Annotated in this window: 5 protein-coding genes; all 5 read right to left on the bottom strand. The window is 69.6% G+C overall.

The annotated features are described in order from the left end of the window. Positions 1 to 33: 33 nt before the first annotated feature. Positions 34 to 504 carry a 30S ribosomal protein S7 gene (gene rpsG, locus FYW99_RS02310; protein WP_017567296.1) on the bottom strand — a complete coding sequence of 157 codons (471 nt, stop codon included), beginning with the start codon at positions 502 to 504 and terminating at the stop codon, positions 34 to 36. A gap of 2 nt (positions 505 to 506) precedes the next feature. Continuing rightward, complete coding sequence (gene rpsL, locus FYW99_RS02305; RefSeq protein WP_013156106.1) at positions 507 to 878, bottom strand: 30S ribosomal protein S12; 372 nt, start codon at positions 876 to 878, stop codon at positions 507 to 509. 457 nt (positions 879 to 1,335) lie between these two features. Beyond that, entirely contained in the window at positions 1,336 to 4,398 is a 3,063-nt protein-coding gene (locus tag FYW99_RS02300) for a hypothetical protein (RefSeq protein WP_150249546.1), read from the bottom strand. 129 nt (positions 4,399 to 4,527) lie between these two features. Continuing rightward, positions 4,528 to 8,406 carry a DNA-directed RNA polymerase subunit beta' gene (locus tag FYW99_RS02295; RefSeq protein WP_150249543.1) on the bottom strand — a complete coding sequence of 1,293 codons (3,879 nt, stop codon included), beginning with the start codon at positions 8,404 to 8,406 and terminating at the stop codon, positions 4,528 to 4,530. Positions 8,407 to 8,440: 34 nt separating this feature from the next. Continuing rightward, the gene (rpoB, locus tag FYW99_RS02290) at positions 8,441 to 11,908 is read right to left on the bottom strand and encodes a DNA-directed RNA polymerase subunit beta (RefSeq protein ID WP_150249540.1); all 3,468 of its coding nucleotides are present in this window, start codon (positions 11,906 to 11,908) and stop codon (positions 8,441 to 8,443) included. Positions 11,909 to 12,685 lie beyond the last annotated feature (777 nt).

The raw sequence follows: 12,685 nt of genomic DNA, 5'->3' as shown, positions 1-12,685 counted from the left end.
GTCGTCCCTCGGTCTGTTTCGAACCCGCCGGAATTACCAGCGGTAGTGCGCGAAGGCCTTGTTCGACTCGGCCATCTTGTGCGTGTCCTCACGCTTCTTGACGGCCGCGCCGAGACCGTTGCTGGCGTCGACCAGCTCGTTCATCAGGCGCTCGGTCATGGTCTTCTCACGACGCTTGCGCGAGAAGTCGACCAGCCAGCGCAGAGCCAGCGTGGTGGACCGGGAGGCGCGAACCTCGACCGGCACCTGGTAGGTCGCACCGCCGACGCGGCGGCTGCGAACCTCGAGCGCGGGCTTGACGTTGTCCAGACCCCGCTTCAGGACGACGAGCGGGTCCTGGCCGGTCTTCTCGCGAGCACCCTCCAGGGCGTCGTACACGACGCTCTGGGCGATGGAGCGCTTGCCGTCGAGCAGCACCTTGTTGATCAGTGCGGTGACGAGCGGCGAGCCGTAGACCGGGTCGGTGATGAGCTGGCGCTTCGGCGCCGGGCCCTTGCGCGGCATGCTTACTTCTCCTTCTTGGCGCCGTAACGGCTACGCGCCTGCTTGCGGTTACGGACACCCTGCGTGTCGAGCGAGCCGCGCACGATGCGGTAACGGACACCCGGCAGGTCCTTCACACGGCCACCACGCACGAGCACGATGCTGTGCTCCTGGAGGTTGTGGCCGATGCCGGGGATGTAGGCCGTGACCTCGATCTGGCTGCTCAGCTTGACTCGGGCGACCTTGCGCAGAGCGGAGTTCGGCTTCTTGGGCGTGGTGGTGTAGACACGAGTGCACACACCACGACGCTGCGGACTCCCCTTCAGCGCCGGGGTCTTGTTCTTTGCGACCTTGTCCTGTCGGCCCTTGCGGACCAGCTGCTGGATGGTGGGCACCGCGTCTCCGTCTTCCTCGTGACCTACGCCGGTTCTCGTAGCCGATATCGCTATTGACCTGCTGGATTTCCCGAACCTCGCCGACCCCCGATGTCGGGCGTGTCGCGTTGGTTCCCGCGCATGGCGAAACCGGTTCACACCCGACCGAGAGGTCGAATTATGGGAGGGGGTTCACATGCGCCGCGCACCGTAGGTCCTCGTCTGCGGAACCGGGCGCCGCACACACATGTGCGACCCGTCGACTCACGGGCACAATCACACAGGCTACCGCTTGCCGTCAGGACGGTCAAAACGGTGTGCGACATGGCGGGAACCGTGGGAACGGATCCTCGCGTAGCCGTGGGTCACCACCAGTCTACGTGGTCCCGCGGCTGCTTCGCCCCGCTTCGCCGAGAGTGCGGCCGAAGGATGAAGGCCGCCTCCCCGGAACGATTGTCCCCGAGAGGCGGCCTCCGCGCTACAGGACCAGCCAGAGGGCGATGGAGATCACCGTCACCAGGATGCCGATGACGGCGAAGACCGTTCCAGTCGTGATCAGACCGAGGCCGTCCAGCTGTCCGCGGGACTCGCGGATCGCCCTCTTGGCCCTGGGTCCGGTGACCAGCAGGGCCAGGACGGCCGTGACCAGTCCCACGCCGGGCAGCAGCGAGGCCACGCCCAGCCACAGGGTGAGCGTCGCCCCCCGCTCGGTGTCGGCGAGGAAGTCGATGCTGTCGTAGCCGGGGTAGGCGTCACCGGCCTCACCCCCCAGGGGGCGGTCGCCGAAGCCGGGGAAGTCGTCGGCGATCGGGTCCTTGCGGCGCCTGCTGCGGCCCGCCGGGGCGGCGGGCATGCCGTAGTCGGCCGGGGTGAACCCGTCCTCGTACTCCGAGTCGTCGCGGTCATCGCGGTCATCGCGGTCGTCGCGCTCGTCCCGGCGGAACCCGGGCTCGGGATCGTCGTCGTAGCCGTACTCCGGCTCCGGCCGCTCCGCCTCCCCGTCGTGGCCGTACTCCGGCCCGTCAGGGTCGTACTCCGGCTCGTCGGGGTCGTCGTCGTAGCGGCCGTAGCCCGCTCCGTCGCCCCCGCGGCGGTCGCCGCGCCGGAACGCGTCGTCGTCCTCCCAGGCACCCTCCGCCAGGGCACGGGCGTCGAACATCTGGGTGGCCCCGCCGGGGTCCTCCGGCAGGTCCTGGTCCCTGGACCGGGCGCGCGACTGCATGTCGGCGATCGCGCCCAGGGGGTCGTCCGCGTCGGGGACCGCCGCGGAGAGCCCACCCGTGTCGGGCCCTCCCCAGTCGACGGTCTCCGGCCCTCCTGAGGACTCCCTGCGGCGCTGCTCCGCCTCCCGGACCACGTCCGGCAGCCGGGGGTCGTTGCGGTCGAACGCCCAGGTGTTGCCGGTGCCCGTGCCCAGCCCGGCGGATGAGAGCTCGTCGCCGTACCCGTCGCCCCACGAACCGCCGGAGCCCGCCCCGGACCGGTCGTCGGTCCGGCCGGAGGGCACCCAGGGGTCCGGGGCGTCAGCGCCCGCAGGGGCCCCGTCGGCGCTCCGGAGGTCGCCGCCGAGTTCGTCGTCGTCCCAGGACCGGACGCGTGCGCCGTCTCCCCCGAGGGGATCGTCGTCGCCGTAGGGCCGGCCGTCCCAGGCGTCGGCACCGCGCCCGCCGGTCCCGTGCCGGGGGGCGCGGTCGTCCCAGGGCCGGTCCACCGGGGCGTCGTCCTCCCAGGAACTGCCGTCGGGCCCGGGGACGTCGGTCCAGGAGGCGGAGCCGCGCTCGCGGTCCCGATCGCGGGCGGGAGCGTCGTCGTCCCAGCCCGAGGAGCCGCGTGCGTCGTCTTCCCAGGGCTGGCCGCCCCGGTCGGTGTTCCAGGCACCGCGGTCACCGGCGGGGTCGGGACCCCACGGCTGGTCGGTCGCGGAGGAGGCCGGGGCCTCCCACGAAGCCGGTCCCAGACCGTCGTCGAGGGGATCGCGCGTACCGCCCGCGGGAGCGTCGTCCCAGGGCTGCCCGGTCGCGGAGGAGGCCGGGGCCTCCCACGAAGCCGGTCCCAGACCGTCGTCGAGGGGATCGCGCGTACCGCCCGCGGGAGCGTCGTCCCAGGGCTGGGCGCCCTCGACCTGGCCGCCGCTCCCGGAGGCCCCCGGCCAGGGAGCCGGGTCCCGGTCACCGCCGCCACGGGCGGGGGCGTCCACGTCCCAGGCGGAGGAGGCGCGCGTGTCGTCCTCCCACGGCCGGGCACCGGAGGCACCCGCCGCACCGGAGGACGGAGCGTCCCACGAGGCCGTGCCGAGGCCGTCGTCGAGCGGGTCACGCCGGTCCGCGACCGGAGCCTCGTCCCACGGCTGACCACCGGTCACACCGGAAGCGGGAACGTCGTCCCACGGCTGACCGGACGCGGAGGGGGACGGGGCCTCCCACGACGCGGGACCCAGACCGTCGTCGGCCGCGTCACGGCCACGCCCCGGAGCGTCGTCCCACGGCTGGTCGGAAGCACCGGAGGCCGGGGCGTCCCAGGGCCGGGGCTCACCGGCGGAACCAGCGGTCCCGGAGGAGTCGGCCCACAGGTCCGGGCCGCGGTCGTCGCGGGCGGGGGCGTCCGCGTCCCAGGCGGAGGAGGCGCGCGTGTCGTCCTCCCACGGCCGGGCACCGGAGGCACCCGCCGCACCGGAGGACGGAGCGTCCCACGAGGCCGTGCCGAGGCCGTCGTCGAGCGGGTCACGCCGGTCCGCGACCGGAGCCTCGTCCCACGGCTGACCACCGGACACAGCGGAAGCGGGAACGTCGTCCCACGGCTGACCGGACGCGGAGGGGGACGGGGCGTCCCAGGGCCGGGCTTCACCGGCGGAACCACCCTCCACGGAACCAGCGGTCCCGGAGGAGTCCGCCCACGGGGCGGCGTCGCGGTCGCTCCCGCCGCGGGCGGGAGCGTCGGCGCCCCAGGCGGAGGAGGAGCGCACGCCGCCGACGGTGTCGGACGGCGCCTCCCAGGAGGGCGTGCCCCGGTCGTCGTCCGCCTGGGTGCCCGAACCCCACGGCTGCTCAGCGGCCGCGGAGGAACCGGGTGCGGAGGAGGGCGCGTCCCAGGGCTGCCCGGCGTCCTGGGCGTCCCGGTCCCCCAGCACGGGGATCTCCTGGGTCCGGGGACCGTCGGACCAGGACTCGGGCCGGTCGGTCCCCTGCTCCGACGGGAGCGGCACCTGGGCGCTGGCCGCGACGCTCGGCAGGGAGGACTCCTCGGTCTCCCCCGGAACCCTGGTCAGCGGCTGGTAGGCCGAGGACCCGGCGCCCGGGTAGGAGATGCCGTGGGAGACGGGGGGCGGCGGTCCGCCCAGCGCCTCCGGATAGGGCTCGACCATGGCCGGACGGGACGAACTCAGCCCCGCGTACCCCCCGCTGTCCGGGAAGACCGTGTCACCGGTCCCCTCCGGTTCGAGCGGGTCCTGGTAGTCCGACTGTGTGCGATAGCGGTTCTCACTCGGCTTGAACCACGAGTCCTCCGCGTCGGAGTCCCGCCGTTCGCCCCCGTTGTCAGTCACCTGTGCCTCTCCCGCCAGCGCAGTAGCGCCGTCTTCCGTCCGCGTCAGCGGACCCTGTGCGCGGAACGGCGGCGGTACCACCTCCCGCGAGGGGTGGCATACCGCCGCCGTCAGTCCAGCAAACCGCTTCTACCGGTTGTACGGCCCGAAGTCGTACTCCTCCAGCGGAACGGCCTCGCCCGAACCCTGTCCGAAGGTGTACTCGCTCGGCTCCTCGTACCCGGAGACCGAGTACATCGAGGCCTTGGCCTCCTCGGTCGGCTCCACCCGGATGTTGCGGTACTGCGGAATGCCGGTACCGGCCGGGATGAGCTTACCGATGATGACGTTCTCCTTCAGGCCGAGGAGCGGGTCGCTCTTGCCGTGGATCGCGTTCTCGGTGAGCACCCGGGTGGTCTCCTGGAAGGAGGCCGCGGACAGCCAGGACTCCGTGGCCAGCGAGGCCTTGGTGATACCCAGCAGCACCGGGCGTCCGGCCGCGGGCTGGCCGCCCTCGGACACGACGCGGCGGTTGATCCGCTCGAACTTCGGACGCTCGACCATCTCACCGGGCAGCAGCTCGGTGTCGCCCGACTCCAGGATGTTCACCCGCTTGAGCATCTGGCGGACGATGATCTCGATGTGCTTGTCGTGGATGGACACACCCTGCGACTTGTACACCTCCTGGACCTCGGACACCAGGTGCTGCTGCACCGCGCGCGGCCCCTGGATACGCAGGACCTCGTGCGGGTTGATCGCACCCTGGATCAGCTGCTGGCCGACCTTGACGTGGTCGCCGTCGGTGACGAGCAGCTGGGCGCGCATCGGCACCGGGTAGGCGATCTCGTCCGTGCCGTCGTCGGGGATGACGACGATCTTGCGGCTCTTCTCGGTGTCGTCGATCCGGATCCGGCCCTCCATCTCGGAGATCGGGGCCACACCCTTGGGGACGCGGGCCTCGAAGAGCTCCTGGACACGGGGCAGACCGTGGGTGATGTCCTGACCGGCCGAACCGCCCATGTGGAAGGTACGCATGGTCAGCTGGGTGCCGGGCTCACCGATGGACTGGGCCGCGATGATACCGATCGCCTCACCGACGTCCACCGGCTTGCCGGTCGCCATGGAGCGGCCGTAGCAGGTGGTGCAGACGCCGATCTTGGCCTCGCAGACCAGCGACGAGCGCACGCGGACCCGGGTGACCCCGGCCGCGATCAGCTTGTCGATGTTCTGCTCGGAGGTGTCGCTCAGGGCGGGGAGGACGACCTTGCCCTCGTCGTCCAGCGTGTCCTCGGCGATGGTCCGGCCGAAACCGGTGTTCTCGACGTTGTGCTTGCGCACGACGACGCCGGCGGCGTTCTTCTCACCGATCTCGTGCCAGAGCGAGCGCTCGGTGCCGCAGTCGATCTCGCGGACGATGACGTCCTGTGCCACGTCCACCAGACGACGGGTCAGGTAACCCGAGTCGGCGGTACGCAGGGCGGTGTCGGCCAGACCCTTGCGCTGGCCGTGCGTGGAGATGAAGTACTCCAGCACGGACAGGCCCTCGCGGTAGGAGGACTTGATCGGACGCGGGATCGTCTCACCCTTGGTGTTGGAGACCAGGCCGCGGATACCCGCGATCTGGCGCACCTGCATCGGGTTACCTCGGGCACCGGACTGGACCATCATCCACACCGGGTTGTCGGCGGGGAAGTTGGCCTCCATGTCCTGGGCGACCTCGGTGGTGGCCTGGGTCCACACCTCGGTGAGCTCCTGACGGCGCTCGTCGTCGGTGATGAGACCGCGGTCGTACTCGCGCTGGATCTTGTCCGCCTTGCGCTCGTACCCCTCCAGGATCTCGGTCTTGCGCGGCGGCGCGACGACGTCCTCGATGCCGATGGTCAGACCGGACCGGGTGGCCCAGTGGTAACCGGCGTCCTTGAGGGCGTCCAGCGTCGTGGCGACCTGGACCTTGGGGTAGTTCTCGGCGAGGTCGTTGACCAGCGTCGAGACCTGCTTCTTGCCCACCTGGAAGTTGACGTACGGGTAGTCGACCGGGGTGGTCTCGTTGAACAGGTACCGGCCCAGGGTGGTCTCCAGGGTGTACGGCTCCCCCGGGGTCCAGCCCTCCGGCGGCGTCCAGTCCTTGGGACCGGGGGCGCCGTCGGCGATCCGCAGCTTGATCCTCGCCTGGAGGTCGAGGTCCCCCAGGTCGTAGGCCATGATGCCCTCGGCCGGGGAGAGGAACGAGCGTCCCTCGCCCTTGGCTCCGGCCTTCTCCGTCGTCAGGTAGAACAGGCCGATGATCATGTCCTGGGTGGGCATGGTCACGGGCTTGCCGTCGGACGGCTTGAGGATGTTGTTGGTGGCCAGCATCAGCAGCCGCGCCTCGGCCTGGGCCTCGGCGGACAGCGGCAGGTGCACGGCCATCTGGTCGCCGTCGAAGTCGGCGTTGAACGCCGTGCACACGAGCGGGTGGATCTGGATGGCCTTGCCCTCGACCAGCTGCGGCTCGAAGGCCTGGATGCCCAGGCGGTGCAGCGTCGGGGCGCGGTTGAGCAGAACCGGGTGCTCGGTGATGACCTCTTCGAGGACGTCCCACACGACCGGGCGGGACCGCTCGACCATGCGCTTGGCGCTCTTGATGTTCTGCGCGTGGTTCAGGTCGACCAGGCGCTTCATCACGAACGGCTTGAACAGCTCCAGCGCCATCTGCTTGGGCAGGCCGCACTGGTGCAGCTTGAGCTGCGGACCGACGACGATGACCGAACGGCCGGAGTAGTCGACGCGCTTGCCCAGCAGGTTCTGGCGGAAGCGGCCCTGCTTGCCCTTGAGCATGTCGGACAGCGACTTGAGCGGACGGTTGCCCGGCCCGGTGACCGGGCGGCCCCGGCGGCCGTTGTCGAACAGCGCGTCGACGGCCTCCTGGAGCATCCGCTTCTCGTTGTTGACGATGATCTCGGGCGCGCCGAGGTCCAGCAGCCGCTTGAGGCGGTTGTTGCGGTTGATGACACGGCGGTACAGGTCGTTGAGGTCGGAGGTCGCGAAGCGGCCACCGTCCAGCTGCACCATCGGACGCAGGTCCGGCGGGATGACCGGGATGCAGTCCAGCACCATGCCCATGGGGCTGTTGGTGGTGTTGAGGAACGCCGAGACGACCTTGAGCCGCTTCAGGGCGCGGGCCTTCTTCTGACCCTTGCCGGTGCGGATGATCTCGCGGAGCCTCTCGGCCTCCACGTCCAGCTCGAAGTTGGCCAGCCGGTCCTGGATGGCCTGAGCGCCCATGCCGCCGCGGAAGTACTTGCCGAAGCGGTCCCGCATCTCGCGGTAGAGCATCTCGTCGCCCTCGAGGTCCTGGACCTTGAGGTTCTTGAACCGGTTCCAGACCTCGTCGAGGCGGTCGATCTCGCGCTGGGCGCGGTCGCGCAGCTGGCGCATCTCGCGCTCGGCGCCCTCGCGCACCTTGCGGCGGGCGTCGCCCTTGGCGCCCTGCTCCTCCAGCTCGGCGAGGTCGGCCTCCAGCTTGCGGTGGCGGTCCTCGACGGTGGAGTCGCGGCGCTGCTCCAGGTGCTGCTTCTCGACCGAGATCCGCGCCTCCAGGGACTGGAGGTCGCGCTCACGGGCCTCGGTGTCCACCCACGTGACCATGTAGGCGGCGAAGTAGATGATCTTCTCGAGATCCTTCGGCGCCAGGTCCAGCAGGTAGCCCAGGCGGGAGGGCACACCCTTGAAGTACCAGATGTGCGTGACGGGAGCGGCCAGCTCGATGTGGCCCATCCGCTCACGGCGCACCTTGGCGCGGGTCACCTCGACGCCGCAGCGCTCACAGATGATGCCCTTGAAGCGGACGCGCTTGTACTTGCCGCAGTAGCACTCCCAGTCGCGGGTCGGACCGAAGATCTTCTCGCAGAAGAGTCCGTCCTTCTCGGGCTTGAGGGTGCGGTAGTTGATGGTCTCGGGCTTCTTGACCTCGCCGTGCGACCACTGGCGGATGTCGTCGGCCGTGGCCAGGCCGATGCGCAGCTCGTCGAAGAAGTTGACGTCGAGCACTTAATTCGTCCCCTGCTCTCGAAGAATGCGGAAGTTAGACCTCTTCGACACTGCTCGGCTCCCGCCGACCCAGGTCGATTCCCAGTTCTTCCGCCGCGCGGAAGACGTCCTCGTCGCTGTCCCGCATCTCGATGGACATACCGTCACTGGACAGCACCTCCACGTTCAGACAGAGCGACTGCATCTCCTTGATGAGCACCTTGAAGGACTCAGGGATGCCCGGTTCGGGGATGTTCTCGCCCTTGACGATGGCCTCGTAGACCTTGACCCGGCCCACCACGTCGTCGGACTTGATGGTGAGCAGCTCCTGGAGGGCGTAGGCGGCGCCGTAGGCCTCCAGCGCCCACACCTCCATCTCACCGAAGCGCTGGCCGCCGAACTGCGCCTTACCGCCCAGCGGCTGCTGGGTGATCATGGAGTACGGGCCGGTGGAGCGCGCGTGGATCTTGTCGTCCACGAGGTGGTGGAGCTTGAGGATGTACTTGTAACCGACGGAGATCGGCTCGGCGAAGGGCTCGCCGGTGCGGCCGTCGAACAGACGGGCCTTGCCGTCGTCGTTGATCAGGCGGTTGCCGTCCGCGTTGGGGCGCACCGACCTGATCAGGCCGCTGAGCTCGTCGCCGTGCAGGCCGTCGAAGACCGGCGTGGCCACGCGGGAGCCCGGCGGCACGTCGGTGGCGCCGATGGCCTCCAGCGACTTCTGCCACTCCTCCTCGACGCCCTCGACCAGCCAGCCGTTCTTGGCCAGCCAGCCCAGGTGGACCTCCAGGACCTGGCCGACGTTCATACGGCCGGGCACGCCCAGCGGGTTGAGGATGATGTCGACCGGCGTCCCGTCCTCCAGGAAGGGCATGTCCTCCTGGGGCAGGATCTTGGAGATGACGCCCTTGTTGCCGTGGCGGCCGGCGAGCTTGTCACCGTCGGTGATCTTGCGCTTCTGGGCCACGTAGACGCGGACCATCTCGTTGACGCCGGGGGCGAGCTCGTCGCCCTCCTCACGGCTGAACACGCGAACGCCGATGACCTTGCCGGTCTCGCCGTGCGGCACCTTGAGCGAGGTGTCGCGGACCTCGCGCGCCTTCTCGCCGAAGATCGCGCGCAGCAGGCGCTCCTCCGGGGTCAGCTCGGTCTCGCCCTTGGGCGTGACCTTGCCGACGAGGATGTCGCCGTCCACGACCTCGGCACCGATGCGGATGATGCCCCGGTCGTCGAGGTCGGCCAGGACCTCCTCGCTGACGTTGGGGATCTCGCGGGTGATCTCCTCCGGGCCCAGCTTGGTGTCGCGGGCGTCGACCTCGTGCTCCTCGATGTGGATCGAGGACAGGACGTCGTCCTGCACCAGGCGCTGGGAGAGGATGATCGCGTCCTCGTAGTTGTGGCCCTCCCAGGACATGTACGCCACGAGCAGGTTCTTGCCCAGCGACATCTCACCCTGGTCGGTGGAGGGGCCGTCCGCGAGGACCTGGCGCTCCTCGACCCGCTGGCCCTCGGCCACGATCGGCCGCTGGTTGAAGCAGGTGCCCTGGTTGGAGCGCTGGAACTTGCCCATGCGGTACGTCTTGCGCGTGCCGTCGTCGGCCATGACGGTGACGTAGTCGGCGGTGACGTCCTCGACGACACCGGCCTTCTGCGACAGGACGACCTCACCGGCGTCGGTGGCGGCGCGGTACTCCATGCCGGTGCCGACGAACGGCGACTCGGCCGTCAGCAGCGGCACGGCCTGGCGCTGCATGTTCGAGCCCATGAGGGCGCGGTTGGCGTCGTCGTGCTCCAGGAAGGGGATCATGGCGGTGGCGACCGACACCATCTGGCGCGGCGACACGTCCATGTAGTCGACCTCGTCCGTGCTGACCTGCTCGAACTCACCGCCCTTGCGGCGGACGAGCACACCGGCCTCGGCGAAGGAGCCGTCGGGGTTCATCGGCGTGTTGGCCTGCGCGATGACGTAGAGGTCCTCCTCGTCCGCGGTCAGGTAGTCGACCTGCTCGGAGACCTTGCCGTCGATGATGCGGCGGTACGGGGTCTCCACGAAGCCGAAGGAGTTGACCCGGCCGTAGGCGGCGAGCGAGCCGATCAGACCGATGTTCGGTCCCTCGGGGGTCTCGATCGGGCACATGCGGCCGTAGTGCGAGGGGTGCACGTCGCGGACCTCGAAGCCCGCGCGCTCACGGGACAGGCCGCCCGGGCCCAGCGCCGAGAGGCGGCGCTTGTGCGTCAGGCCCTCCAGCGGGTTGGTCTGGCCCATGAACTGCGACAGCTGAGAGGTGCCGAAGAACTCCTTGATGGAGGCCACGACGGGGCGGATGTTGATCAGGGTCTGCGGCGTGATCGCCTCGACGTCCTGGGTGGTCATCCGCTCGCGGACCACGCGCTCCATGCGGGCCAGGCCCAGGCGGACCTGGTTCTGGATGAGCTCGCCGACGGTGCGCAGACGGCGGTTGCCGAAGTGGTCGATGTCGTCGGTCTCGATCCGGCGGAGACCGATGGCGGTCTCCTTCTCGACCTCACCCGCGTGCAGGCGGACGATGTAGTCGATCGTGGCGACGATGTCCTCTTCGGTCAGCGTGCCCTGCGTGTAGTCGGTGTCGAGACCGAGCTTCTTGTTGATCTTGTAGCGGCCGACCTTGGCCAGGTCGTAGCGCTTGGGGTTGAAGTACAGGTTCTCCAGCAGCGCCTGGGCCGACTCCTTCGTGGGCGGCTCGCCGGGGCGCAGCTTGCGGTAGATGTCCAGCAGCGCGTCGTCGGTGCCCGCGGTGGGGTCCTTCTCGAGCGTGTTGCGGATGGACTCGTACTGGCCGAAGCGCTCCAGGATCTGGTCGGTGGTCCAGCCCAGAGCCTTGAGCAGGACGGTGACGCCCTGCTTGCGCTTGCGGTCGATGCGGACGCCGACGAAGTCGCGCTTGTCGACCTCGAACTCCAGCCAGGCGCCGCGGGACGGGATGACCTTGCAGCCGAAGAGGTCCTTGTCCGAGGTCTTGTCGACGGACTTGTCGAAGTACACGCCCGGAGAGCGCACCAGCTGGGACACGACGACGCGCTCGGTGCCGTTGATGATGAAGGTGCCCGTCTCGGTCATGAGCGGGAAGTCGCCCATGAACACCGTCTGGCTCTTGATCTCACCGGTGTCGTTGTTGATGAACTCCGCCGTGACGAACATCGGGGCGGAGTAGGTCATGTCCCTGTCCTTGCACTCATCCTCTGAGTACTTGGGCGGCTCGAACCGGTGATCGCGGAACGACAGGGACATCGTGCCCGAGAAGTCCTCGATCGGGCTGATCTCCTCGAAGATCTCTTCGAGCCCGGACTGCTCCGGAACGTCCTTGCGGCCGGCGTTTCGGGCCGTCTCAACCCGGGTCTTCCACCTGTCGTTGCCCAGCAGCCAGTCGAACGACTCGGTCTGAAGGGCGAGGAGGTTCGGGACCTCCAGTGGTTCCTGGATACGGGCGAAGGAAACGCGGTGCGGACCAAGGGCGTTAGCGGAGGCGTTGCGCGAGGCTGCCAACAGGGGTCCTTCCGAAGGCTTGTGGCGGTTGAAGCGCGCACGCCAGACGATCCGTCACGAGAAGGACCGCCGCAACGCGGTTGAGACGGTCACATCGAGCGGGAGCGGGCCACCGTATGTCCGGAAAATGGAGTGGCGGTAGCCTTCACCGGCACAGGGATCACCAAAGGGCAGCGCAAAAGAGCAGTGTAGCCGAACACCACACCGCTGTCCACTCACGGTCCACAGCGCCACTCACGACACCGGCAGGATCACCCCTGGAGGGCGATCCGTCAAGCCCGCTCCTTGCGGAGGAGCCCGGATTCCGGCTGACCGGGACGGTCCGACGACCTCGTCGGTGGACTGGTGCGCCTGCCCTGGCCCGGGGGTCGGGAGCCAACGACATCCGAAGGATTCCCCCGCCTCAGGCGGGTAAACACGTCCTGCGGGCCTCAGCGGGTTTCCCGGGACGGGAGATTAGCGCGTCCGGGGGACAGTTCGCACACGCACCCCCGGTTCCGGGACCTCCCGGATCTCCCTCAGCTTCGCACAGGGGGCGAGACGAGCGGTGACGGACACGGCGGGGCTCCGGGAAAGGACTCCGGACCCGCCGCAGGTCAGCGCGCAGACGGGGCGACGCGGCCACGGGCCGGACCGGCGGGGCGGGAAGGCAGCGCGGGCGCGAACCGGACCGGTGGGCGCGAACCGGACCGGCGGGGCGCGGGAAGCCCGCTCGGAGACGGCGAGGGACCCCAGGACACACGAAGGCGGCCGCCCCTCCCCGGAAGGAGGGACGGC

This window comes from Nocardiopsis deserti, assembly GCF_008638355.1.
Classification (GTDB): domain Bacteria; phylum Actinomycetota; class Actinomycetes; order Streptosporangiales; family Streptosporangiaceae; genus Nocardiopsis; species Nocardiopsis alborubida.
Note: the sequence above shows the minus strand (reverse complement) of the source record. Positions and strands in the feature narration are given on the sequence as shown.